Consider the following 26,121-nt stretch of genomic DNA (forward strand, 5'->3'; position numbering starts at 1 on the left):
TTTACAAAACCGCCAAGGGCGTTCAAGCGGTGGACCACTCCCTCGACGTTTATAAAAATGCCAAAGCATTCCCTACGCTACAAAAAACAGAGTACGGTATTTACTGGCTCGCATCAGCTAACGTCTTCAGTGAATATATTACCAGAAAAGATATATTTGGCAATGAATTGAGTGAAAAGAAACGAAATAGCAGTTTGACAGAGGCGCTGTTTGTGTTGGGTGTTGGTTATGTTAGCATAAAGGGTGTAGACGGCATTTCAAAGGATGCAACAAACTTTGTCGCTGATGGGAAAGAGCTACGAAAAGGCCTAAATGAACAAGTTTCAAAGGCTTTTGATGGTTTAAGTATAGGTAATGGACCACACTTTGCCACAGCTGGCGCTCCCCCTGTGAGATCCAACACGTTTGGTGTTATGGATCAGGTAGAGACGAACGGTGTCACTTTTCAAAAAGCTGAAGATGTTAAAGGAGTTAGTGTAGGTACTAAGGGTACGGGTAACACTGTTAATGATTATATTGATGATATAATTGTGAATGGGAATGTTGATGTAACTAAGATGAATAAGCTTAAAAATGCTATTCAGAATATAGATGAGTTGTCTGAGCTTAGAAAGAAGATGTCTGAATTAGGCATTACTAAAGAATATGATGAAGCATTAATTAAAATGGATTTTGGTAAGTATCTCAGAGGATTAATAGGTGATCCACCTATAGCTATGATCGATCCACATGCTCATCATATATTATTTAAAAAAGGTTTAGGTGAGGCTCAACAAAAGCTCGTTCAAGAAGGTCAAGAAATATTAAGAAAATATGATATTGACCCAGTAATTGGTAAAGAAAATCTAGTTTGGGCACCAAATAGAGTCGCAGGACAACATAGTATTGCAGCTCTAAAAAATGTTGTTAATCAGTTGAAAGCAGTTGATGCGGCCGGTGCGGATTTAGATGATATTATTGAAATACTAGAAGACCTTGGAAAACAAGTTGCTTCTAGGAGATGGAGGTGAAAGGAGAATTTATTATGGAGAAGACTCAATATGCTAAAGATATTAGAACTGCCATAAAAAAAGGACAAACGGATACTGTAAAAGATTTACTTGAAAAAGAACCAGACATGTTAACATGGATGACACCTTTTGGTACATGGTTACATGTAGCTTCAGCACATGGACATTTAGAGATAGTAGAATATCTTATTAATGCTGGAATAGATGTTAATGCACAAGGTGGAACTTTTTCTACAAATGCTCTTGAACGAGCGACTGCAAAAGGACAATTAGATATTGCTAAATATTTAATTAGTAAGAATGTGGAATTTGATATTAGTGAACCAGATAGAAATCCTCTATTTGCTGCAATATATGGTGGACATTTGGAGATTGTTAAATTGTTAGTTGAGAGTGATATTGATATATCTGTAAAATACTCTGGTGAAACCATGAAAGATATGGATGCCTATGCATTTGCAGTAGAAAGAGGACAACAAACGGAAATTGCTGAATATTTAAAGCAAGAAATGAAAGGAAATGAATAATAAATAGTTACTTTAAAAGAGTCTGAAATCAAGTAATTTATAGTCTCACTTTTCTAAGTTAGAAATAATAATTAACAAACTATATAGCACTTGTTTGTCTTTTTAGACAACAAGTGCTGTTTTTATGAAGTTGTGTACTATAATCAACATAAAAAGACTGTATGAAATTCATAACTCATGAAGGTTGTACCATCAAGGCATTCTGTTTTAATATTTGGTTTATAAAAATAATAATGATAAATAGATGAGATGACATTTTACAGGCAAGAGGACTTATGATACTGCCAAACACACAAACTACGAGAATGACAAAGCTCGTGGCGATAACAATGGGTAACGTATAAGCGTGTTTCTGATACTGCTTTGGCTAAAGTGGGGTTGTATTTTTACCAGAGAAGGTCGTATAATACTCGCTATTAGTTAAAAAGCGTTACGAAAATTAAAATTTTATGTAACGGAAGTTTGAAAAGTTGAACGTGGTGGGGTATATACAAGTCTTAACTCAAGTGCAGTAATAAATATGGTTATCTTAAGTTTAAGGTTAATGAACTGGAAATACTTTTTGAAAAAGAATTAGAGATTCTCTTTGGTAATAATATTGGTACTCCGTTCAGTGATTGGATGCATAGTGAACGGCCGTGGACAGGCAATGGTTTTACTTCTGCTAGAAATTTTGAAATTATTCCTGAATGGAAGTTAAATTAAATTTTTAAGTTTTAAAAAGGGGGCAGAGTTACATGAAGTAGTCGATGGTATAGATCAATTAGTAGGCATCTTTGATGGAGAACAGTTTACTAAAATAAACAAGTAGAAAGTAGGAAAACTTCATGGCCAAATCTGGTTTTTATGCTAATTACCAAGGAACTGAATTTGAAGTAATGGGAAATATGAATAACCAAGTTGAAATTATAACAAAAGATATCAATAAAATTGATGACACCTTTGAAGATACATACAACACTGGAGTATATAGTAAAGTGGTTTCTCGAAAAGAGTTAACCGACTGTGTGAAAGTGACTCTATCCGGAATTATAAGAGGAGAAAGGGTTCAAATACTAAAAGCAAGATCAGATGAGTACCAAGTGGCAACCAGTTCATTGTTGATTGGGGAAAAACTAGGTCTCTATAGAGTTGACAGAGATTTGTGGATAGGTTGGATTGCCAAAGATAAAGTTCAATTGGTTGAAGAAAGGGTTCTTTTTAATGCGGAAGATATTTAAACGAAATCACTTCATAGAAACTTATGAGTGTGTCTTATAAAACTTAGAAGACTAATTAAATATTAAATCTTTAAGAATACCAAATAGTAAACGTGATAGTTTTTAGTAAAATTGAATTGTTTCAAGTAAAATAACCTGCTAAGCAATGATAAACTTAACATTGTTGGCAGGTTATTATTTTTCTACAGAAACAGGCTCTCCCTTTGTCGGCTGGGCCGAGCGTGCAGCAAAGGATGGAAATGCCATTTACAAGACTGCCAAGGGCGTTCAAGCGGTTGACCACTCCCTCGACGCCTATAAAAATGCCAAAGCATTCACTGCGCTACAAAAAACAGAGTATGGTATTTATGGACTCGCATCAGCTAACGGCTTCAGTGAATATATTACCGGAAAAGATATGTTTGGGAATGAATTGAGTGAAGAAAAGCGAAATAGTAGCTTGACAGAGCCTTTATTTATGTTGGGAGTTACTTAACAGATGAATTTGTAATAATTACGGAGGTTTCGAAAAATGGAAAATGAAACTAATGAAATATTATTAAGGGAATATATAATTCAGAACGGTACAGAGTTTGAAGAATACTTAGGATACAGAGGTCCTTTCGACCAAGGTATAGTAGAGTATACAAAAGATGGTAAGGAAAAATTATTTACTGGAATAGCCTTTGATATATACGAGAATGGGAATATAGAGAGTTATTTTTATGTAGAAGATGGCGTTAAACAAGGTAAATATGTGGAATTTTATCTGAATGGTAATATAAAAAAGATAGGAAATATGGATAAAAACTCAGCAGAAGGATATCAGGTTGAATTCTTTGAAAATGGGCATAAAAAATATGAGTCTGAATGTATCGCCGGACGTGTTATGGTTTTTACGAGGTATGATGAAGACGGGAAAATTATTGAACAAAAAACAGAGCCTGATGAATCTGATTTATTATATGCCAAAAAGTTCAGTACCGGTCAAAATGAATAATTATTACGAAAGAAATTATATTCTAATAAATATAGAATTTTATTAATTAAGCTAAGAAGAGGAAAAAGAAAATATGAATTATGATTACTTGATAAATAAAGCTATTCAAAATAATGAAGCCAAAGATTTGTTATGTGGGAAAAAGCCATATGAAGTAGAGGTATCAAAGTATACATCAGATGTATTTCCCACAGATATAAATTCAGTTTTAGTAAATTGTTTTTATAAACAACTTGAAAATGCAGCAAATATAAAGGAAATATTTGAAAATAATTTGAAACAGTTGTTAAACGAGAATGCATGTAATGTGTATATTGCAATACTATATTTTGATGCCTGTATTTTTTACGAAGAAATTGGAAAAGCAACATTTTTTATCAACAGAGAAATCCTGGTACGAAATATAAAAGAAGCAGTATATAAAAATAAAGATGAGTTAACTCAAATAATAACCTTTGAAAATGGTATGAAAAAATATAACCCTCTAAAAAACATTGAAAATTTTAATAAGTATTATGAGAAAGAGTATAGTTTCAGCATTGTTTGAAAAATGGATAATTAAAAAGAAACAACTACATTTATAAATTAAAAAATGAAAGTATTTAAGTGAATGTATATTTATTGAAAAGGGTTTGATGACAATTCAATATGGTATTTATAAAAATAACATATATTCAATAGATTTAGTTAATGGAGAAATAGAATTAACTAGCCATAACCCGCAAGACAAAATATATGGTTTTAAAGAATATACAGATATTCTTGGTAAAGAACACCCTGAGATTTTAATTAAGATAGTATCGGAGACAGAAATTAGCTTTGCTTATAAACTGGAATTTAAAGTGCTTTATAAAGGGGAGATTTTTTTGCCAACTGCCATAGGTAAGTATTTGTTAGATAATGATACTATTCTGCTCTATAGTAATGATATTGAAGATATGTCTCGTTATGGTTTTGAGCGAATAGATAAATTTATTTTTGAGAAAGAAATTGCATTAAATGATATTGATGCACTAATTGAATATAAAGTACCAATTTTAAAATTTAGTGATAGAGATACTGAAGTAAATCGAATTAATAAAGAGAACATAAGAGAATATTTAAGTAACCTAGTTGGATAATTATTGATAAGGTCAAACCAACCTGTTAAACAAAGATAGAATTAACTTTTTTGGCAGGTTATTATTATTCTGCAGACACGGGCTTAATTCTCTTTTTCGCGCCTTTATCTGATAAATGTATTCTTTACCACTATAATTAAGGTGGCACCCAAAGACTGGGGATAATTGGGTTTATACCGAAATAATAGAAGGAGGGTAAAATGGAAAAGCAAGAGTTTTTAGAAAGAATAGAATCTGAAGGGTTAAATATTGGGGAATATATTATAAAACTCGACAAGATATCTGATGCTCCACTTGTATTAGGTTGTGCATATAATCAAGGGGTATGGAAAGTTTACGAAACAAGAGAACGTGGTGGTCACTTCATTATTAAAAAGATAGATAGTGAAGAGGATGCGTTTGACTATTTTTATAAAGTAGTGTTAAGTCAGCATAATAGATTTAACAATTAACACATTTTACTATTCAACAAAGAAATCTTCAATATCTGAAAAGTGGTGAATGACTAAAAATAGATATACTGTGCCAATGGTGGGGATTTCCTAGCATTTAAATAATTTACAACAGTAAATACAGTAAATGTAAATTATTCAGCTGTTTTTTAAAATTTTCCTCCCACTAAATGCATGACAAATTTCCTCCAGTTCACTCACATAAAAACACCGTAATTAAAGTTTGCAGATTTACTATTCTGTTAATGTCTATCGAATTACTGGCGACATCTTCTCCAAAACAGAATTCTTATAATAGAAAGAGGTACATTATGAGGAAATCTGAGTTTATAAAAAAGCTTGAGAAAGAAGATATAAATCTGGATGAATTTGAAATTGAGTTAGAATCAATTACAGATGACCCTTATGTGATGGGGTGTTGTTTTAATGAAGGAGTATGGAAGGTTTTTAAAACTCGTGAACGTTTAGGTCATTATATTATTAAAAAATTCAATAAAGAATCCGATGCTTTTAATTACTTCTATGAACTCGTGCAAATACAACATAAAAAGAACTTCAAATGAGCGTTAATATGTTTTAAAAGTATAAAATTGCTTAAACATTGAACAGTGTGATGAGTTGTTGAGGTAATAAACATGTTAGTAAATGAAAATGAATTAAAATTAAGAGACCGGACTATTTATTTTGAATATACTATAGAAAGTACCATATCTTTACCAGATAGAATTTTCATACTGTTAAAGATTCCAACTAGAGTACCACTAAGCCACAAGGAACTAAACAACGTACAATGTTATACTATTTCAGGAGATAAGCTTTGGCAAATATGCCCCTCAAATATTAGGAGTAGAAAAGAACTGAAAAGTGTGCCTTATGTTGGTTTAAATCTAGACAAAAATAATAATTTATTTGCCACTGATTTTATGGGGAGAAAATTTCAAATTGATGTAAACGATGGAAAAATAATAGATATGCAAATAGTTAAGTAGTTTTATTTGAGAAATTAACAACATCTTTAATGGTAGTAATACCAGAAAATTTATCAATTCAAGAAGAAATCTGTTGAACAAATAAATAATAAGCATTTGTTGTCAGGGTGTTATTATTTTTTGGCATATACATTCTCAGCAGTAGAGTTTATTCCCTTTGTCAGCTAAGTCGGCAGTGCAGCAAAGGATGGAAATGCGATGCCAAGGGCGTCAAAGCGGTCGATCACTCCCTAGATGCCTATAAATAGGCCAAAACCTTCTCCTCTCTATCAAAAACAGAGTACAGTATTTATGGACTTACTTCCGCTAATGGCTATAGTAGGGGAAGATACCAGGTCGATTCTTAGTTTTACAGAACTTGTATAAAAATACTTACAGGAAAAATATAATAAAGAGAAGAAGGAGGAATTTAGTATGGAGAAAAATAATGCTCGCGATACAGCAAGAGTATTTATTAAAACAGCCAAAAAGTATTTTAATAATAAGATTGACGGGATTACATTGTACTCTGTTACTGATGAACCATATAAAATGTTTAGTATAAAGTTTTGTGTATATAATTTCTATGTAGTAATACTTAATTATGAGAGAGGTCATTTCGGTTGTGCAATTTCTTATGGCGATGATGCTATTTGATTAAACACAAGAAATGAGTGGGAAGATGATAGTGATTTAATTGAATTTTGGTCAGATATAGATAAACAGCTAAAGTTAAGAATACCTGATAAATTTTTAGATGCTAATGGCTGAAAGTAGGATGCATAATTTATAGGTGAATAACTACTGTGAATGGAACATTCCTGTTATATAGGCATTTCTCTTACAATTGTAAGGGTACCTGCTTGTAGCTATATAGTTTGGCCAAGTAAATTAATAGAACGCGAGGCTAGTATATGAATACTAATAAAGTTTTACTTTTACTAAATAAATTAAGCATTCCTATGCAAATTACAAAAAATGGTCTAGAAGAAAAGAGTGGACAAGGGAAAAGTTTTTATCGACTACATAAAGACAAACTTAATTGGCAGTTTGAATTGGTTGAAAAAGAAAATAATTATAAAGTTAAAGTTTTAAAAAGCTTCTCTTCGGAATCGGAGGCAAGTAAATATTTCTATTCATTCCAACTAAAAAGATACTTTTTTGAACAATATATTTATCCATTTGAGCAAGATAATAAGGATATAAATATTGGAGAGCCTCATTGTAGTTTAAAGGATTTACAGGAAGCATTTAATAGATTAAATATAAATAAATCGTATTATAGTTTTAACGGACTTAAAAAAGCTAACAGTATTCTGCTAGAGCCAGTTAACGTTACTGAAAGTAAGGTTTTCTTTATAGGAGAAGACCAAAAAATTGTTGTTGAATCTCCAATAGCAGAAAACTGGTTAGCCTATTACAATACTTTTAAAAAAGCGTATAAGCTGTATTTATTAGATAAACATTTCGAATATTTATTATCTTGCGGTCTAGATACAGAAAAATTATCAGATGAGTATATAAAATTAGTTTTATCTTAATCTAGGATTCTCTCAAAATCGGAGTCGTGAAGTAATGGAAAAAAGGATACTGTTTCTGAAATAAATCCAGTCTAAGGTGGTAGGAAGAATGGAAAAAATACATCGGGGAGCTGGCTTTGCAATTATTGAGAAAGATGGAGAGTATCTAATTTCTTGGGCTCAGGGGCCATACAATGAACCGGTTTTTTATCCTATATCTAAACTAAATATGGATAAAGCATTTAAATCAGACCAAGACGCTTATGAAGTGATGATTTACGCAGAAACCGGTCAATGGCCTCCAGGTTGTGGAGGGAGAGATAGAAATCAATAAGGTATTTGCTTGGAAATCTCCAAAACTGCTTTTAAGCGCTCCAGATAACTAGGGATTATTTAGAATATTTGAACTGAATGAGTTGCTGCCTTTAGCTAAGCGGGCGCTTCTGAAAACAGAGGATTAACTTATTGGGAAGTTGCTTCTAGGTTAACCATGTGATGAGTATATCTTTTAAAGAAGCTGAAAAAGTAAAGTTTAGCTCTAAAGGCGGATATGAAGATATAATTGCAAAATAGAAAACAAATTTAAATAAAGAATGAAGAGAACTGGTGAACTTTTAGAAGTTGCCGAATGCTGATAGTCTCACCATTCAAACATACAACGAAACTCAGAAAGTTAATAGCAAATTTACTAAGATTCATGGGAATTAAGTGCTTAAAGAGGTGACAAAATGGTTTTGAGAACGCCTGAAGCTGAAAAAAAGGATGTAGATTTTATTATTTCTGCCAATAAAGTTATAACTAAGGTTACGAGAGAAGTAGAAAAACACCATCAAGGTATAAGAGTAGATGGAACTATTTCTCATTTAAAGACTGTTTTAATTGAACTTGAAAAAATGAAGGAACAACTTGATAATAAAAAATTCACTCCAACTTACCCTATTTTTATGACTGATTCATGGAGCTTCAATAGTGATCTCGGTATTCAACTTCTTAACCTCAACGAGGAATATAAGAAACTCAATTAAGTGCCTCACCTTGCTATTCAATATAGCATGTTTGCTTCAAGTATAAGTTACACTACTCAAAATTGGAGGTTAGCCTCATGCAAGCTAGTGATTTATCATGGAATCATGATACAGTGATATGGCAATATAACCATGAAAAGGTAGAAATCAAGATTGCCAATATAATTTTCTGCAGTATAGATACAATTAATGAATGTATTAATGTAACATGTGGAAGTAACCTCATTGAAGAGGAAGTATACTTATTTTCTTTTGATGGTACCACTTTACTGCATTATAGAATGGAAAGTGGCACCATTACATGGATTAATGATGGTGTAAAAATAACGTTGGTTCTGGATCACATTGAACAAGCATTTTTATATCGAAGTGAAGATTTAGTCCTAATACTAAATGGAAAGAAAGAAAAAATCTTAACTGCATATTCTTTAGATGGAAGCCAATATTTCCAACGAATTGCTCCAACTAATTATAAATTTTCATATTTATCAAGAATGAGGAGGCTTCCCTCGGTTGTTTGTGAAGCTATAACCAAAAATGAAGAAGATCAATTTGGTAGAAATCAATGGCATTTTAGTTTGGATATACAAACAGCTGCATTAGAAAAAACACATCTGGCATATTAATTCATTCTAAAATTGAAGTAATAAGATAGAGATTATTATCATCCACAACTTCATTTTCAACCAAGAAAAACTGAAGTAAAGTTACATGGTTTGGAGGGAACGAGCTTGAAATTCGCTATTTATCGAGGAGAAAGATACGCATGCAACATTAAAAACCGTAAAATCAGACTGAAATCGAGAGAAAAGAAAAGCGGTTTTACAGAATTGATTGATTTAGAAGGAGATGTTCATTCTGATATATTTATAAAGGAAGTAAGTGATCGAAAAGTAGAAGATGTATATGAATTAACACATGAAGCTATTTTTAAGGGAGTAACTTTTCAAACGAGTGGAATTGGAAAACATACCTTAGACGAAGGTGAGTTATTGTTGTTAAGTGATAATTTACAGGATATCTCCACCCATAATTTTTTTCGGGAAGATAAATTTGTATGCCATAAGAATGTAGCACTAGAAGAGATTGATGCTCTCATTGAGATGAAAAATCACATATTAAGATTTAGAAGAAAAGGTTTGGTTACAACTAGAATAAATCCTTCTTATATAAACGATTACTTACAACAATTACTTCAATAGAATAGCAGGAAATAAGCTATTTTAAATTCCAGCCCTTTAAAATCGCTAACTATTCGGAAAAACCTGGAACCTTCCATATCCGTCTTTCGTATAGATAGGGAGACTAACTTAGAAAGGTGGATATTACATTGAAGAAATGGATGACGCTGCTCCTAACAACTCTATTGGCAACTGTTCTTGTGGCTTGTAATGAGAAGGCGGAGCCGACAGAAGGTACAGAAAAAGAAGAGGAAAGTGAGTTAACGGCAGAAGAAGTATATACTAAGGCACTGGAAGCTTCAGAAAAGATGGAAAGTGCTGAAGTGGATATGAAGCTAGAACAACAAATTAGCTCGGAAGCTGACGGGGTAGCAATGGATACAGAGAGTGATTTCACGACAAAAATGACATTAGATCCACTTGCAACTCATTTAAAAGGGACGACGAAGATGAATATGGCAGGTACAGAAAATTTGCCTGCAATGGAAATGGAGATGTATTTGGTCGATAACGCTATGTATGTCTTTAGCGATCAAATGGGCCAATGGATGAAGATGGAAGGTGCTTCTATGGAAATGATCCAACAAATGGCAGGTCAACAACCGGATCCATCTCAACAGTTAAAGATGTTAAAAGATTATGCTGATCAATTATCCTTTGAGCAATCCTCTGATGAATTTATTTTAAAGCTAAAAGCAGATGGTGAGAAATTCAATGAATTAATTCAAGAAATGTTGAAGGAACAAATGCCCCCTGAACTTATGCAAGAAATGGGAGAAGAAGAACAGCAGGCGATTGAAGACATGAAAGTAAATAGCATGTCCTTCGAGCTATACCTTGATAAAGAAACATATCAAATGAATAAATTTAATATGGATATGACAATGCAGCCGGAGGGTGATGCAATTAACATCGTTCAAGAAGTTGATTCAACCTATTCCAATATCAACAGTATTGATAAAATTGAAGTTCCTGAAGAAGTTAAAAATGATGCTGTAGTACAATAAAAATTAAAGGGACACTCGTTATTACTCCACGAGTGTCCTTTTTTACGGTTTATTAGAAATGCATTATAATACTAATTATAGATTCTCTGGCTTTGAAAGAGGTGTAGATCATTTTTAATTATACAAGAACCGGTAAAGCTCTTTTTTATGTTGGGTTGGTTGTTTTTGCGATTGGTTTTGCTTTAAGTGACCGATTTGAATTGGTGGAGGAAGTCCCTGCAGCTCTGGGCACATTATCTACCCCGCTTATTGTTGTTAGCATACTTTTATTACTTTCAACTAATTTTTTCAGAAAGAAAAGAGAAACAAAAAATAATTAAAACGAGCATTTAACTGCTCGTTTTAATTAGGATTATTTAGTTGATACTCTTTATTGGTGCCATCCGTAAAAGTAATTTCTAGATCTATAGCTGCATCTTCTGGTAATTTGAATGCATCTTGTACAGCTTTTATAACTTCTTCTTGAGATGTATCTTTGTTAAAGTCAAAGTTAGAGAAGATATTATCTAGTTTGTCCATTGCTTCATTGCCTTTTAGGTCTAATTCTTGTTCTTTATCCTTATACGTTGCTTCTGTTTTCTCTGTTTCTTGCTCGTAATCCACATCCACGGTGTCATTTATATTATTAAAGTCAGCATCCAAGTCGAAATCTGTAAATGGATAGCTCGTAGTTGTTTCTTTTTTAGTTCCGGCATCTCCTGTATCCGTATTATCATTTTCTCCCTGCTGTTGCTCTGTGGCATTGTCTTGTGGAGGATTTGTCACTTCCTCATTGTCACTACATGCAGTAATAATTATAACTAAAAGGAGAAAGGCTAATAAGCGTGTTATTGCTAATCTCTTTTTCATTCTTTTCGCTCCCGTCTTGTTGTGAATATATGAAGTAGTATTACCCGAAAACACAGCTTTTAAACGTATGAGTTAGGATTGATTTTTCACTTTTATTCTATGGTAAGCTATGATAAAGTGTACAAGTTATCCGATTTAAGTGTTAAGCACATATAGAATGGGTAGTATAAAATGAGTTAAGAAATAGTGGGCACAGGCAGTATATATAGAAAGAAGGAAATAAAAGATGGGAGATCAAATGGATCAAACTAATAATCAGTCTGGAACTCCAGAGATTAACCGAGTACCTCTTATGATTGTATTAATTTCAGGGGCTTTTGTAGCTATCTTAAATCAGACCTTATTAGCTACAGCTTTACCTCACATAATGGCAGATTTAGAGCTGGATGCGAATACAGCGCAATGGCTGCAATCTGTATTTATGCTCGTTAACGGTATTATGATTCCAATAACAGCATTTTTAATTGAACGTTTTACTACTCGAAGATTATTTTTAACGGCTCTAATTACTTTTGCTGCGGGGACTTTAGTTTGTGCTTTAGCACCGAATTTTGCAATGCTAATGGTCGGCAGAATTTTGCAAGCTGCAGCAGCAGGAATTATTATGCCATTAATGCAAACAATTCTATTTTTAATATTCCCAATTGAAAAACGTGGGTCTGCCATGGGGATGTTCGGTTTAGTAATTGCTTTTGCTCCGGCTATCGGACCAACACTATCTGGATGGTTAGTTGAACACTATCCTTGGAGAAGTTTATTTTATGTAATACTTCCAATTGTTATTATTGATATTTTCGTTGCATATTTTATTTTGAAAAATATTACCAAACAAACATTTCCTAAAGTGGATGTATTATCGATTATATTATCTTCCTTTGGTTTTGGTGGTTTGCTATATGGATTTAGTACAGCAGGAAATTCCGGCTGGCTAAGCTTGCAAGTTGCGATAGCTATGATTGTTGGCGCAGTATCACTCACATGGTTTATTTTAAGACAGATGAAGTTGAAACAGCCTATTTTGGAATTTAGAGTATTTAAAAATAGTATTTTCACGCTCACTACCATCCTGGGCATGGTCGTCTTTATGGCGATGATTGGTGGAGCTGTTGTCCTTCCATTACTCATGCAGAACATGCTTGGTTTTACTGCATTTGAATCTGGTTTAATGCTGTTACCGGGCGCAGTCGTCATGGGGATAATGAACCCGATAACAGGAAGAATCTTTGACCGGTATGGTGCTAAATGGTTAGCGATCATTGGTTTATCTATTGTTACGGTTACTACGTTTATGTTTACAAACTTAGATGAAAATACTACGTTTGCTTACTTAGCAACTGTTAATGCTGTTCGTATGTTCGGTATTGCAATGGTAATGATGCCGGTAACGACAGCTGGACTTAATCAGCTTCCAGCTCATTTGATTCCACATGGAACAGCTATGAATAACACGATGCGCCAAGTTGCTGGTGCTGTCGGCACTGCATTGCTCGTAACCGTCATGACGAACAGCGCTATACCTGAACAAGGTGTGCATGGTTTCATTCATGGTGTAAATGTGTCCTTTATTGTTGCTGGTGTGTTCGCAGTAATTGCTTTAATCCTTGCCTTTTTTATTAAAGGCTCCAGATCAGAGATAAAGCAATCTGCCTAGATCTCCAAGTATAAAAAAATATTTTGAAAATACTATTGACATACGCTCCAATTCTCTCCATAATAATATGAAATATAGATGAACGTTAATGAAGGATTAGTATGTGTTGGAGTAGTGACAGAGAGTGATATTTAGCAGCTGGAAGATATCGCCACGATCTCCTTGCAGAACCTGCCTTTAGAGTCCCATGCAAAACGTGGGCGCTATTCAGCGTTAGAGAATGAAGTGGGATGCACTTTGCATCCAATAATGGTGGTACCGCGGAAGTGAAGCTCTTTCGTCCTTATATAGAGGATGATTGGGCTTTTTTTAGTTATCTGTATTAATAAAAAGCAAAATAAGTAAAAACATCAGTTACAGGGATATAGGAGTAGAGGTAAATGAGCAGAAAAAGAATTGTCGTAAAAATTGGCAGTAGTTCATTAACAAATGAACGTGGAGAAATTGATCAAAAAAAGCTGGATGAACATGTGAAAGCAATTGCTGGTCTAAGAGCAGCAAATCATGAGGTAATTCTTGTTTCCTCTGGTGCCGTGGCTGCAGGATTTCCTAAGATAGGGTATTCTTCCAGACCTGTTACCGTAAAAGGTAAGCAGGCTGCGGCAGCTGTAGGGCAAAGTCTTCTTATCCAAACATATATCGCTAAATTTAAGGAATTTAACATCATTCCTGCCCAGATTTTGTTAACGCGGGAGGACTTCGCCAGCCGGGAACGTTATCAAAATGGCTTTGCCACAGTTACTGAATTGCTTGAGCGAGGGATTTTACCAATTATAAACGAGAATGATACCGTTGCGGTTGAGGAATTAACATTTGGAGATAACGATATGCTCTCAGCACTTGTTAGTGGGTTTATTCATGCTGATTTATTAATCATGCTAACAGATATTAATGGATTATATAATGGGAATCCACGAACGAACCCTCATGCAAAAAGGTATGACTACCTTGAAGATATTACTGAAGAAATGTTGGAAGCAACAGATGATAAAGGCTCCAAAGTTGGAACCGGTGGTATGAAATCAAAGTTGCAAGCTGCCAAAACGTCCATTTCCCTAGGAGTTTCCGTTTTTATCGGTCAGGGAGAAGGAAGGGATAAACTGCTTCGTATCCTGGCAGGTGAAGGAGATGGCACCTATATATCCAATGGTTCCATACAACCGATTAACACGAAAAAGCAATGGATAGCCATTCACTCGGAAACAAGTGGAAAAATCTTTATAGATCAAGGTGCAGAGGAGGCCATTTTATATCATGGTGGAAGCTTGCTCCCAGCAGGTGTTTTTAAAGTGGAAGGTCAATTTGCCTCAGGTGATGTTGTGGAGGTATACGGGTTAAATGGCTTACTTGGAAAAGGAGAGGTGAGTTGTTCATCTGATGACATACAACACGCGATAAGCAAAAGAAATGGGGTAGGTGGGAAGTCAATCATCCCATCTGTAGAAGTAATTCATCGAAATCGCTGGGTGAATGTAAAATAGAGGAGGAGTTCTAATGACAGAGGTAAGAGAAAAAGGGAAGGCTGCCAAGGAAGCGAGTTTTGTTTTAATGCGTGTTACTACCCAAGAGAAAAATGAAGCATTAAGGTTAATTGCAGAACAATTAGTTCTAGATCAAGAGAGAATACTTGCAGAAAATCAAAGAGATTTGGAAGCTGGCAAAAAGAAAGGTATTTCCCCTGCTATTCTTGATCGAATTATGCTGAATACACAACGAGTGAACGGCATGATTGATTCCATCTATCAGCTCGTAGAGTTAAACGATCCGATTGGGGAAGTACTGGAATCGATTGAAAAGGAAAATGGCTTGCATATCCAGAAACAGCGCGTTCCAATTGGAGTCATTGGAATGATTTATGAAGCACGGCCAAATGTAACGATTGATGCTGCAACATTAACCCTTAAAGCAGGGAATGCTGTGATATTAAGAGGAAGTTCATCTGCAAAGTATTCCAATATGGCACTTGTACAATCCATTCACGATGCTTTAAAGAAAAGTAAACTACCCGTCAATACAGTGCAACTTATAGAAGATACCAGTCGTGATTCAGCAAAGGAATTATTCCAATTAAATGAGTATCTGGATGTATTGATCCCACGTGGAGGAAAAAACTTAATTGATACAGTTGTAAAAGAAGCGACTGTTCCAGTAATAGAGACAGGCGCAGGTAATTGCCATGTGTTTATTGATGAATCTGCAAAACAGGAAATGGCCATAGAGATTGTTTTAAATGCAAAACTGCAGCGACCATCCGTATGTAATGCAATTGAATCAGTGATAATACATAAAGGTTGGTTTACTGAGCATGGAGAAAAACTTTTACAGGCACTTCGTGATAACGGGGTGCAAATTGTAGGGGATAAAAGTGTCTGTGAAGTTTTACCAGAAGCAGAACGAGCAACAGAGGAGGCATGGTCAACTGAATATCTCGGTCTATCTATAAGCGTAAAAGTTGTCTCTTCGAGTAGCGATGCTATTCAGCACATAAACAAATACGGAACAAAGCATTCAGAGGCAATTATCACGGAAAATGATGAGCATGCTAAGCAATTTATGCTTGGGATAGATGCGGCTGCTGTCTACCATAACGCCTCTACACGGTTTACAGATGGCTTCGAGTTTGGGTATGGAGCAGAGATTGGCATCAGTACTCAAAAACTACATGCAAGAGGACCAATGGGTTTACAGGCAATGACATCAAGTAAATTTGTTATTCATGGAAATGGCCAAATACGGAATTGAATAATATAGCAAACGATAGACATATTTCTATGATTAGAAATGTGTCTATTTTTAAAGGTATTTTCCCTTGTTAGATAGAAATAATGATTAATAAGTAATTGACAGGAGGCGAACATAATGATTAATATTGAGGATTTTATGAAGATTGATATGAGAATAGGAACCGTCTTGGAAGCAGAGCCTTTTCCTGAGGCAAAGAAACCGGCAATTAAAATGAAGATTGATTTTGGAGAAATAGGAATAAAGCAGACCTCTGCCCAAATCACCAAGCGATACTCCCCTGAAGATCTTATAGGGCAACAAGTGGTAGGTGTTGTAAATTTTCCACCAATGCGAATAGCCGGATTTAAATCAGAAGTTCTTGTAATTGGAGGGGTCCCTCAGGAAGGAGACGTGGTTTTGTTACGCCCAGATGAAAAAGTGAAGAATGGAACGACGATATCATAGAAGAAAGGATGAAGCAAGATGGCGTACGAATTAAAAACGAAGAAAAATGATAATAATGTAATTGAATTTATAGAAAATGTGGAAAGTAATCGGAAGCGTGAGGATGCATATAAGCTTTTGGATATTTTTACAGAAACATCAGGTTATGAGGCCAAAATGTGGGGGGATAGTATTATTGGGTTTGGGTCCTATCACTACAAGTATAAAACTGGTCACGAAGGAGATGCTCCTCTCGTTGGTTTTTCTCCTAGGAAAGCAAGAATAAGCCTTTATTTTGCAACAGGAGATGAGGAACGTGAAAAATTGTTAGAATCATTAGGTAAGCATAAGTCAGGAAAGGCTTGTGTGTATATTAATAAGGTAGAGGATATAGATATAAATATACTAAAAGAGTTGATCCTTCAATCTATTACCTTTTTGAGAGAGACCTATCCTGAGTAAGATAAAAATTTCATAGAACAGTCATCTAATTCCTTCATGCTATTGGCAAAATATGTTAAACTAAAAGTAGGAAGTCCATAATAGCTTTGAAAAGGGGTTGAACTGTGATGAGTAGAAAAATACTTGTAGCATACGACGGTTCTCCATTAAGCAGACAGGCTGTTGAAGAGGCAAAAAAACAGACGACCATTGAAGTAGAGACAGAAGTGTATGTCATAGCAGTGGCAAGAACCTCCGGCCCAAATACAAATGTAGCTCTTTCCAGAAGCATAGGGAATGAGCTTGCAGACCATTTTCAGCCTCAGCTTGAGAAAATCAAGCAAGAATTTGAACGCTTAAACATTACTGTACTTATGGAAGTTATTGTAGGAGATCCAAATGAAAACCCAGGAAAAAGCATTTGTAAATTTGCAGAAGAACAAGGTATCGATCTAATTATTGTTGGTAGTAGAGGATTAGGAAATGTGAAGAAAATTATACTTGGCAGTGTGAGTAACTATGTTGTGCAACATTCCACGTCCCCTATATTAATAATGAAATAAATGGTAAATAGCCAGCTGACAAGGCTGGCTATTTTTATGCTTTCGAGAACCTGTATTTAAGGATTTTGTTAGAAAGAAATAATCATTTTCAACACAGAGTTATGTGAATAATAAGTTACAGATTTCGACATATTTTTTGAAAACTAGTGCAAATTAATCAGGAAAAGAGTATAATGTTTTTTGTGACTTTTTCATCAGGGATTACATAAACAGGAGGGAATACAACATGAAATCATTCAGAAAATTATCACTGTTATTGGTTACAGCACTATTGCTTAGCATATTGGCTGCATGCGGTGGTGATGATAGCAAAGATAATGCAGGAGATTCAGGTGAAGGAAACAATGATCAGGTCTTACACTTAACAAATGGAGATACGATACCAACGATGGATGCATCGATGGCTACAGATGAGTATGCCTTTCAATTCTTAAGTAGTACCACAGATGGTTTATACCGTTTAGGAGAAAATGGAGAAATTAAAGAAGGAATTGCTATTAATCATGAAGTAAGTGAAGATGCGTTAACTTGGACATTTAATCTACGTGAGGATGCTGTTTGGTCTAATGGTGACCCTGTTACAGCAAATGATTTTGTATATGCATGGCAACGTGCGGTTAACCCGGATACCGGTTCTGAATATGGACCATACATGATGAGTGGTGTGATTAAAAATGCTGCTGCAATAGGTAGTGGTGATAAAAAAGTAGAAGATCTAGGTGTTAAAGCATTAGATGACTATACATTGGAAGTTACTTTGGAAAAACCTACGCCTTATTTTGAATCCTTAACTACTTTTGGTACATTTTTACCTTTGAATCAGAAGTTTGTTGAAGAGCAAGGGAAAGACTATGCAACTTCTACAGATACATTATTATCGAATGGACCATTTATTTTAAAGGATTGGGAAAGTACAGCTAATAAATGGAAGCTCGTTAAAAATCCTGATTATTGGGATGCAGATACAGTTAAACTTGAGGAAATAACCTTTGATGTAGTTAAAAATCCGCAAACACTTGTTGATTTATATGAAAAAGGTGAAATTGATCGTGCAGATCTTTCCTCTGATCTTGTGGATCTGTATTCAACAAGAGACGACTTTAATACAATTACCGAATCTAGCATGACTTTTATTAAATTTAACCAGACCAAATCAGAAGCACTTAAGAATGTGAATATCCGTAAAGCTTTGAGTCGTGCTGTTGATAAGCAGGCATTAGTGAATGAAATTTTAAATAATGGCTCACTTGTGTCCAATGGAGCAGTGCCTCAGGATTTTGCCACACATCCTGAAACAGGAGAAGACTTCCGAGATATTAATGGTGACATGGTAACATATAGCATGGATGAAGCAAAGGAATATTGGGAAAAAGGTCTCGAAGAAATAGGTAAAGATAAAGTTGAGCTTGAATTTTTAAGTGGAGATAGTGAAACATCTAAAGTAATGAATGAATATATTGCAAACCAATTGCAAACGAATTTGCCAGGTCTCACTGTTACTTTAAAGCAAGTACCTTTCGAACAACGTCTTGATTTAACTACAAATATGGATTACGATATTGCGATTTCTGCATGGGGTGCAGATTATCTTGATCCATACGGTTGGTTGAATCTATGGTTAACGGACGGCGGAAATAACGAAACTGGTTATTCAAGTGAAGAATATGACAAGCTCGTCCAGAGTACTGTAGGAGACTTAGCACAAAAACCAGTAGAACGATTTGAAGCTTCTCTTGAAGCTGAAAAGGTATTATTCGACGATGCAGTAATTGCACCATTATTTCAAAAAGCACGTGCCCAGTTAATCTCTCCTGATCTGCACGGAGTAATTAATAATGCATTTGGAGCAAAGTATGAATATAAGTGGGCAAGCATGGAGTAATTAGTTAGTAAATATGAAAAAGACTGTCCTAAAAGCATTGCTTGTGGGACAGTCTTTTTTGGTATTACTTATAACGGAGGTATGAAAGACAAACGGAATCGACAATTGTATGTGAATGTCTATCATAAGGATGATGACGGACATTGCGAGCAGGAAACCGAAGTTGAATGTCTATCATCAAGTTGATGACAGACATTAGGAGTGGAAAACGATGTTGTATGTCCATCCTTGAGCGAATAACGGACACTGGGAGCCTTAAATCGGTCTCTAATGAGGTGGAAGCGTGCTCTTTCTTCAAAAATACGTAATTGTCTGATAAAATAACTTAGAGAGATTGCTTTATGAAAGGGGCAGGACAATGGAGCTTCTGAATGCTTTAAAAGAATTTATACCAGCAGACAGAGTAACAATAAACGAAAACGTACTGGAACAGCATAGTTCCGATGAATCTTATCATACACCACAAACACCGGATGTCGTTGTATTTCCAACTAGTGCAGTGGAAGTCAGTCAAGTGATGCAAGTGGCTGCAGAGCTGGAAATTCCAGTTGTACCTTATGGACTCGGTACAAGTTTAGAAGGAAACGTGATTCCGTATGAACGTGGGGTAACAATTGATTTTTCTTTAATGAATAAAATTTTAGAAGTACGAGCAGATGATTTCTTAGTAAAAGTTCAGCCAGGAGTTACGCGGACACAGCTTGAAAAAGAACTAAAGAAATACGGCTTATTTTTTACAGTTGATCCTGGAGCAGATGCCACTCTAGGAGGAATGGCTGCTACGAATGCGAGTGGTACCACCTCAGTAAAATATGGTATTATGCGTGACCAAGTTCGAGATTTAGAAGTTGTTCTAGCAGATGGAATGGTTATACATACTGGAAATATGGCAGCTAAATCTTCTTCAGGCTATCATTTGAATAGCTTGTTTGTAGGCTCTGAAGGGACATTAGGTTGTATAACAGAATTAACATTAAAAGTTCACGGAATTCCAGAAGAAATTATGGCTGGAAGAGCTTCCTTTAAAACTGTTGAGGATGCAGTTAATGCTGTAATTGGAATTTTACAAGCGGGTGTACCAGTAGCCAGAGTGGAATTGGTGGATGAGCAGTCGATGAAACAAATAAATTTATTTAGTGATACGGATTATAAAGAAGTACCAACACTTTTCCTTGAGTTTCATGGAAATGAAGCAGGCTTAAACCAAGATGTCTCGTTTACCAAAGAGATACTAACTGATTTTAGCTGTCAAGAAATGGTGTTTGAAACAGATACCGCAGCCAGAAACCAGCTATGGGAGGCGAGACATAATGCGGCCTATGCCTACTTGCACGGGAATCCAGGTAAAAAGCAGATGGTGACGGATGTCTGTTTACCAATTTCTGAACTTGCTGGGGCAGTAAAGGATGCAAGACAAGCAGTTGAAGCGTCTGGGCTTATTGGTGGAATCGTCGGTCATGTTGGTGATGGAAATTATCATATCCTCCTCATGGTAGATGTAAATAATCCAAAGGATATAGAGAAGGCAAATCAGGTTAATGAACATATCGTTTCCTATGCACTTGCAAGAGGTGGCACTTGCACGGGAGAACATGGTGTTGGAGTTGGTAAACAAAAGTATCAGGAAAAGGAACATGGAGATGCATTATTAGTTATGCGTAAAATCAAAGCAGCCCTTGATCCTGAAAAAATATTAAATCCAGGTAAGGTATTAGGTTAAAGTAGAATAAAAGGGGCTGTCTCACATCATTTTTGTGACAGCCTCTTTTTAAAAATGTTTCTTTGACATTTTTTCTACCCCTTTTTATGAGCTAATTTTGAAGTGGTAACTTACTTCGTTTTTTGCTATTCCACCTTCATATGTACGTTCCGTAAAATGTACCATATTATTTATATCTATTGTTAATATTGTAGAAGCTCTAGTACCGTAGCCATCGGTCTTAATAAACAAAGGTGATAAGTTACGTTCTAATTCAAGTCCTACACCAGTGTCAGGTAATGTATGGTCTTCAGCCATTTCGGCATCTGCTACAAGCTGGAGCAGGTCATCGTGAACCATTTCTGAATGTGTTTGTACATATTTTCTTAACTTATCTCTGCCTTTCGTCACTTTTGGCCAAGGGGTGTTTAGTAAATGATTACTTAAACCATGTGTACCACCATTTATTGTCCTTATTTTATTTTCTTGATTGCTGTAGTAGTAAAGAGAATCACTACTGCCTAGAATGACATTAAATCCAGCATAGTCAGCTTTATTCTTTTTTAAAGACGCGAGATATGTTGTCGGTTCCACATCACTTAATAGAAAGCTTGTAACGATATTACCTCGTGATCGTTTTCCGGTTTCAGCTTGACTTGGATCACGGTAATTGGTTAATGCGGCAAAACGTCCATTTTTTGTAATTCCCATCCAGGTCCCCATTTGTCGAAGATCTCTTCCTGCCAATATAAAAGGTTTGTCATCCCAAAAATGTGCTTGTTTTGTTGGTCTGTCATAAAATTCATCTCTGTTTGCAGCTACGATTAATTTATAATTTGCGTGTTGCTGAAAGTGCAAATTAATTAGGCACATAGAGGCCCACCTCTACTTACAGTGTATTTCTTCATGGTATGCCCCAGGAAGTTTGCTTAGTAAAAAGTATATCATCAAACAAATTACAATGAGAAAGTTTTTGCTCTAATCTATTTGTTCTTATAAACACAAAAGGACGATCGCAAAATACGATCGTCCTATATAACAAACTATTTCACTGGTATTGTTTCTGTTTCAGTAACTTTTTCGATCCAGTTAAATGGATCCTTTTCTTTTCCATATTGAATGCCGGTTAATGTTTCATAAAGGGCCTTAGCTACTTTGCCTGTTTTACCGTTGTTAATATGCAAATCCTTACCTTCCCAGCTTAATTGTCCAATAGGAGAGATAACAGCTGCCGTACCTGTGCCGAATGCTTCCTCTAAAGTACCATCCATGTGAGCTTGATATAATTCTTCCATGGAGATTCTTTTTTCCGTTACAGGTAATTGCCAATGCTTTAATAGTTGGATGACAGAATTTCGTGTAACACCTTCCAATATACTTCCGTTTAACGAAGGGGTTACAATCTCGCCATCGATTTTAAAGAAAACGTTCATACTGCCAACTTCTTCAATATATTTTTTTTCTACTCCATCCAACCATAAAACCTGGGTGAAGCCCTGTTTTGCACATAATTCTTGAGCTTTTAAACTGGAGGCGTAATTCCCACCGGTCTTTGCTTCTCCGGTGCCCCCTTTAACTGCGCGGACAAAGGTGTTTTCGACTGCAATTTTTACAGGATTTATTCCTTCCTTGTAGTAGGCGCCTACAGGTGATAAGATGACGATTAGTTTATAATGGTGTGCCGGTGCTACGCCAATAAAAGGTTCTGTTGATATAATGAATGGACGAATGTAAAGAGAAGTTCCTTCAGCAGTTGGTACCCAGTCTTTTTCCATATGAACAAGCTGCTTAATTGCTTTCAACACGTGCGACTCATCAATTTGTGGAATACAGAGACGATCATTCGAACGATTCATACGTTCCAGGTTTTTTTCCGGGCGAAATAATTGGATATCGCCATCCGGTGTATAATAAGCTTTTAAACCTTCAAATACCGACTGGCCATAGTGAAATACCATGGCAGATGGATCGATGGTCAATGGCTGATAAGGTATAATTCGGGCATCATGCCATCCTACCGGTTCCGTGTAATCGATCACTAGCATATGATCTGTGAAAATCCTCCCAAACTCCAATTCCTCGGTTTTCGGCTTTTCTTTTGGTGATTTACAATGCTCTACTTCTACTGTCCATTCTTCCATGTCACTGTCCCCTTGTTGTTAAAAATTTTAATACTAATAATAAGCTATATTCAATATAAACGCAACCCTAAATTTTCAGTTTTTTATAATTAATTAAAATGTCTACTGAATTGTAGTATAATTTGACGTAATTATAAATTGAAAAGGGGGAATACAGATAATGAAAAAAGCTATTATATTTGATTTGGATGACACTCTATTGTGGGATGCTAAGAGTGTAAAAGAAGCATTTAAAGCTACCTGTGAGGTGGTTCGTAAAAGATATGGTGTTGCCCCTGAGTTGTTAGAGGAAAAAGTGAGGGAGCGAGCTAGGAGTTTGTATGCCGGGTATGATACATATCCGTTCACGCAAATGATAGGAATTAATCCATTTGAGGGGCTTTGGGGAAGTTTTAATGATGAAGGAAATGATTTTAAAAGATTAAGAGAAATAGTGCCCCAATATAGAGAGGACGCTTGGACGTTGGGTCTAAAGGATGTGGGAATAGATAATCTTGTAATGGGGAAAGAATTGGCTACGCTCTTTCCTGAGATGAGAAAAAGACATCCATATGTTTATGAAGAAACGTTCGAGGTGCTTGACGAATTAAAAAGGAATTATTCACTCGCATTGCTAACCAACGGTTCTCCAGAACTACAATACACAAAATTGGATATTACTCCTGAACTGCAACCGTATTTTGAACATATTGTTATTTCTGGTGCTTTTGGAAAAGGAAAACCAGATGTAAGTATATTTAATCACGTACTGGACCTTCTCGCATTAAGTCAGGAGCAAGTCATGATGGTTGGAGATAATTTACATACAGATATATTAGGGGCATCGCAGGCGGGGATCGACTCTGTATGGGTTAATCGTAATAGGAAGGAAAAGAATAGTGAGATTGTTCCTACATATGAAATAAGTAGCTTGCAGGGGATTTTTAACCTATTGTAGAAATTCTTATAGGAAAAAATAAAAGCCTAACTAACTCTAATTTACGGTGAATTTCGAGTTAGTTGGGCCTTTATGTTTAAAGCATTGTGCGCTGTTAATTATTTCTCATAAAGCAACTCTAGAGATGATTGCTTCTTAAACTTTAAAATTCTTTATTTCTGTTACAGTAGCTTTTCATATCTATAAATCTACTGCTGTTACTTCGTTTATTTCTTCAAGATCTTTTAAAGCGTTAATTTCTGTGTCCTCCAAGTGTTTATCCACTGTTAGCATCATAATGGCATCTCCACCCATATCAGAACGATCCACCTGCATTGTAGCAATATTAATCTGATGTTCTGCCAACAAGCTTCCCATTCTACCAATTACTCCTGGCTGATCTTGATGATGAATTACGACAATGTGGCCCTGTGGAGTAACATCAACACTATAATTATCAACCTTAACAATTCGTGGTCCTAAACCGTTTAATAGTGTGCCAGAAACCCTTCGTTCTCCTGACTTCGTTTTTACTTCTAAAGTCAAAAGGTTAGCAAAGCCCTTCGCTTTTGATGTTTTACTTTCATTCACATTAATTCCTTTTTTATCTGCAAGAAACATTGCGTTTACATCATTTACGTGGTCACCTAAGTGACGTTTCAATATACCTTTAATTGCATTTCGGGTGATCGGAGCTATTTCTCCACCTGACACTTCCCCGGAATAAGTCACATTAATTTCCTCAGGCACTCCCTCTGCTAAATAAATAAGGAAAGTACCAAGCTTTTCTGCAAGCTCAAAATAAGGTCTGATTTTACTAAGTATGTCGCTTGGCACAGATGGAAGATTTACAGGATTGTTTACAGCACCAGATACAAGAAAGTGCATCACATCTTCACATACATCAATGGCCACATTCTCCTGTGCTTCTACCGTGCTCGCGCCAAGGTGTGGTGTAGCAATAACTTCTGGTAAATCGAGAAGTTTGTTATCATAAAAAGGCTCTTCTTCAAAAACATCGAGTGCTGCGCCTGCCACTTTTCCTGAAAGAACTGCATCATACAAGGCTTCCTCATCTATAATCCCACCACGAGCACAATTCACGATTTGAACACCATCTTTCATTATTTCGAAAGCTTCTTTATTAAGTAAATGCCTGGTTTCTTTTAACAATGGTGTGTGTATAGTAATGAAATCTGCAGCTTTAAGAACATCTTGAACAGATCCATAGTCCAGCCCCATAGCTTCTGCTTTCTCCTCTGTTAAAAATGGATCATATGCCATTACATTCAATCGCTGGCCTTTGGCTCGATAAGCAACCTCAGCGCCAATTCTGCCTAGACCAATGACACCTAACGTTTTATTTTTTAATTCGGTCCCAACATACTTTTTACGATCCCATTGTTGGTTTTTGAGAGATAAATAGGCTTGTGGAATATTTCTTGCCAATGCCATCAGCATCGCCATTGTATGCTCAGCAGCCGAATTCGTATTACCATTTGGTGCATTTACTACGATTATCCCATTTTCCGTAGCTGCCTCCAGATCAATATTGTCAACACCGACTCCAGCACGACCAATGATTTTTAGATTTACTGCTTTCTCAATTAAATCGCGAGTGACCTGTGTTTGGCTTCTTACCAATAATGCATCATAACCAGTAATTCGGATTTTCAACTCTTCAGGTGTCAGGTCTGTAGCAATGTCTGCTGTAAAATCCTCTGAGTGGAGGAGTGGATGGATACCTTCTTCGCTAAGTGGATCGGTGATCAAGACTTTATGTGCCATTTATAAATAACCT

Annotated in this window: 30 protein-coding genes; 26 read left to right on the plus strand and 4 right to left on the minus strand. The window is 35.6% G+C overall.

The features are described 5' to 3' along the window. Nucleotides 1–29: 29 nt before the first annotated feature. The 17 genes from X953_RS20175 (at nt 30) to X953_RS04290 (ending at nt 11,010) form a co-directional block, all read left to right on the plus strand. Nucleotides 30–1,010, plus strand: a complete 981-nt coding sequence (locus X953_RS20175) for an AHH domain-containing protein (RefSeq protein ID WP_232217770.1) — start codon at nt 30–32, stop codon at nt 1,008–1,010. A gap of 14 nt (nt 1,011–1,024) precedes the next feature. Next, the gene (locus X953_RS04215) at nt 1,025–1,537 is read left to right on the plus strand and encodes an ankyrin repeat domain-containing protein (protein WP_040956949.1); all 513 of its coding nucleotides are present in this window, start codon (nt 1,025–1,027) and stop codon (nt 1,535–1,537) included. Between the two features lie 827 nt (nt 1,538–2,364). Next, on the plus strand, nt 2,365–2,757 hold the full coding sequence (locus X953_RS04220; protein WP_040954489.1) for a hypothetical protein: 393 nt from the start codon (nt 2,365–2,367) through the stop codon (nt 2,755–2,757). A gap of 145 nt (nt 2,758–2,902) precedes the next feature. Then, nucleotides 2,903–3,232, plus strand: a complete 330-nt coding sequence (locus X953_RS04225) for a hypothetical protein (RefSeq protein ID WP_156958443.1) — start codon at nt 2,903–2,905, stop codon at nt 3,230–3,232. A 36-nt stretch (nt 3,233–3,268) separates the two neighbouring features. Beyond that, nucleotides 3,269–3,736: a toxin-antitoxin system YwqK family antitoxin gene (locus X953_RS04230; RefSeq protein ID WP_040954491.1), complete on the plus strand. Its 468-nt coding sequence runs from the start codon at nt 3,269–3,271 to the stop codon at nt 3,734–3,736. Nucleotides 3,737–3,809: 73 nt separating this feature from the next. Further along, a complete protein-coding gene (locus X953_RS04235; RefSeq protein ID WP_040954492.1) occupies nt 3,810–4,283 on the plus strand; it encodes a hypothetical protein in 474 nt (157 codons plus the stop codon). An 88-nt stretch (nt 4,284–4,371) separates the two neighbouring features. Continuing rightward, the gene (locus X953_RS04240; RefSeq protein WP_040954493.1) at nt 4,372–4,857 is read left to right on the plus strand and encodes a hypothetical protein; all 486 of its coding nucleotides are present in this window, start codon (nt 4,372–4,374) and stop codon (nt 4,855–4,857) included. A gap of 200 nt (nt 4,858–5,057) precedes the next feature. Continuing rightward, complete coding sequence (locus X953_RS04245; RefSeq protein WP_040954494.1) at nt 5,058–5,309, plus strand: hypothetical protein; 252 nt, start codon at nt 5,058–5,060, stop codon at nt 5,307–5,309. 311 nt (nt 5,310–5,620) lie between these two features. Next, nucleotides 5,621–5,872, plus strand: coding sequence for a hypothetical protein (locus X953_RS04250; protein ID WP_040954495.1), 252 nt, complete (start codon nt 5,621–5,623; stop codon nt 5,870–5,872). 72 nt (nt 5,873–5,944) lie between these two features. Further along, nucleotides 5,945–6,298, plus strand: coding sequence for a hypothetical protein (locus X953_RS04255; RefSeq protein ID WP_040954496.1), 354 nt, complete (start codon nt 5,945–5,947; stop codon nt 6,296–6,298). 414 nt (nt 6,299–6,712) lie between these two features. After that, complete coding sequence (locus tag X953_RS04260) at nt 6,713–6,934, plus strand: hypothetical protein (protein WP_198023311.1); 222 nt, start codon at nt 6,713–6,715, stop codon at nt 6,932–6,934. 257 nt (nt 6,935–7,191) lie between these two features. Continuing rightward, nucleotides 7,192–7,818, plus strand: a complete 627-nt coding sequence (locus tag X953_RS04265; protein WP_040954497.1) for a hypothetical protein — start codon at nt 7,192–7,194, stop codon at nt 7,816–7,818. Between the two features lie 88 nt (nt 7,819–7,906). Beyond that, nucleotides 7,907–8,131, plus strand: a complete 225-nt coding sequence (locus X953_RS20180; protein WP_232217771.1) for a hypothetical protein — start codon at nt 7,907–7,909, stop codon at nt 8,129–8,131. Between the two features lie 394 nt (nt 8,132–8,525). Then, the gene (locus X953_RS04275) at nt 8,526–8,822 is read left to right on the plus strand and encodes a hypothetical protein (protein ID WP_040954498.1); all 297 of its coding nucleotides are present in this window, start codon (nt 8,526–8,528) and stop codon (nt 8,820–8,822) included. Nucleotides 8,823–8,899: 77 nt separating this feature from the next. Beyond that, nucleotides 8,900–9,448: a hypothetical protein gene (locus X953_RS04280; protein ID WP_040954499.1), complete on the plus strand. Its 549-nt coding sequence runs from the start codon at nt 8,900–8,902 to the stop codon at nt 9,446–9,448. Nucleotides 9,449–9,553: 105 nt separating this feature from the next. Next, the gene (locus tag X953_RS04285; protein ID WP_040954500.1) at nt 9,554–10,024 is read left to right on the plus strand and encodes a hypothetical protein; all 471 of its coding nucleotides are present in this window, start codon (nt 9,554–9,556) and stop codon (nt 10,022–10,024) included. Between the two features lie 128 nt (nt 10,025–10,152). Next, on the plus strand, nt 10,153–11,010 hold the full coding sequence (locus X953_RS04290) for a DUF6612 family protein (protein WP_040954501.1): 858 nt from the start codon (nt 10,153–10,155) through the stop codon (nt 11,008–11,010). Between the two features lie 342 nt (nt 11,011–11,352). Here the strand turns inward: X953_RS04290 and X953_RS04295 are convergent, their stop codons facing one another. Beyond that, the gene (locus X953_RS04295) at nt 11,353–11,859 is read right to left on the minus strand and encodes a YusW family protein (protein WP_019377058.1); all 507 of its coding nucleotides are present in this window, start codon (nt 11,857–11,859) and stop codon (nt 11,353–11,355) included. A gap of 226 nt (nt 11,860–12,085) precedes the next feature. Between X953_RS04295 and X953_RS04300 the strand changes: the two genes are divergently transcribed. The 8 genes from X953_RS04300 to X953_RS04335 all read left to right on the plus strand — a co-directional run bounded on the left by X953_RS04300 (nt 12,086) and on the right by X953_RS04335 (nt 21,284). Continuing rightward, nucleotides 12,086–13,510: a DHA2 family efflux MFS transporter permease subunit gene (locus X953_RS04300; protein WP_156958444.1), complete on the plus strand. Its 1,425-nt coding sequence runs from the start codon at nt 12,086–12,088 to the stop codon at nt 13,508–13,510. 380 nt (nt 13,511–13,890) lie between these two features. After that, nucleotides 13,891–14,991 carry a glutamate 5-kinase gene (proB, locus tag X953_RS04305; RefSeq protein WP_040954502.1) on the plus strand — a complete coding sequence of 367 codons (1,101 nt, stop codon included), beginning with the start codon at nt 13,891–13,893 and terminating at the stop codon, nt 14,989–14,991. A gap of 13 nt (nt 14,992–15,004) precedes the next feature. Next, a complete protein-coding gene (locus X953_RS04310) occupies nt 15,005–16,252 on the plus strand; it encodes a glutamate-5-semialdehyde dehydrogenase (protein WP_040954503.1) in 1,248 nt (415 codons plus the stop codon). 117 nt (nt 16,253–16,369) lie between these two features. Next, nucleotides 16,370–16,699: a chaperone CsaA gene (csaA, locus tag X953_RS04315; protein WP_040954504.1), complete on the plus strand. Its 330-nt coding sequence runs from the start codon at nt 16,370–16,372 to the stop codon at nt 16,697–16,699. Nucleotides 16,700–16,717: 18 nt separating this feature from the next. Next, nucleotides 16,718–17,140, plus strand: a complete 423-nt coding sequence (locus X953_RS04320) for a DUF1801 domain-containing protein (protein WP_040954505.1) — start codon at nt 16,718–16,720, stop codon at nt 17,138–17,140. A gap of 107 nt (nt 17,141–17,247) precedes the next feature. After that, nucleotides 17,248–17,682: a universal stress protein gene (locus tag X953_RS04325; protein WP_040954506.1), complete on the plus strand. Its 435-nt coding sequence runs from the start codon at nt 17,248–17,250 to the stop codon at nt 17,680–17,682. 226 nt (nt 17,683–17,908) lie between these two features. Then, nucleotides 17,909–19,564: a peptide ABC transporter substrate-binding protein gene (locus X953_RS04330; protein WP_040954507.1), complete on the plus strand. Its 1,656-nt coding sequence runs from the start codon at nt 17,909–17,911 to the stop codon at nt 19,562–19,564. Between the two features lie 358 nt (nt 19,565–19,922). Next, nucleotides 19,923–21,284, plus strand: coding sequence for an FAD-binding oxidoreductase (locus X953_RS04335; RefSeq protein ID WP_040954508.1), 1,362 nt, complete (start codon nt 19,923–19,925; stop codon nt 21,282–21,284). A gap of 84 nt (nt 21,285–21,368) precedes the next feature. Here X953_RS04335 and X953_RS04340 read toward each other — a convergent pair whose 3' ends face one another. Further along, nucleotides 21,369–22,136 carry an NRDE family protein gene (locus X953_RS04340; protein ID WP_040954509.1) on the minus strand — a complete coding sequence of 256 codons (768 nt, stop codon included), beginning with the start codon at nt 22,134–22,136 and terminating at the stop codon, nt 21,369–21,371. A 170-nt stretch (nt 22,137–22,306) separates the two neighbouring features. After that, nucleotides 22,307–23,404, minus strand: a complete 1,098-nt coding sequence (locus X953_RS04345) for a branched-chain amino acid aminotransferase (protein WP_040954510.1) — start codon at nt 23,402–23,404, stop codon at nt 22,307–22,309. 160 nt (nt 23,405–23,564) lie between these two features. Between X953_RS04345 and X953_RS04350 the strand changes: the two genes are divergently transcribed. After that, nucleotides 23,565–24,341, plus strand: coding sequence for an HAD family hydrolase (locus X953_RS04350; protein WP_040954511.1), 777 nt, complete (start codon nt 23,565–23,567; stop codon nt 24,339–24,341). A gap of 180 nt (nt 24,342–24,521) precedes the next feature. On the opposite strand, the gene serA is transcribed toward X953_RS04350, so the two are convergent. Further along, nucleotides 24,522–26,108, minus strand: coding sequence for a phosphoglycerate dehydrogenase (gene serA / locus X953_RS04355; protein ID WP_040954512.1), 1,587 nt, complete (start codon nt 26,106–26,108; stop codon nt 24,522–24,524). Nucleotides 26,109–26,121: the final 13 nt, after the last annotated feature.

This window comes from Virgibacillus sp. SK37, assembly GCF_000725285.1.
Lineage (GTDB): Bacteria > Bacillota > Bacilli > Bacillales > Amphibacillaceae > Virgibacillus_Q.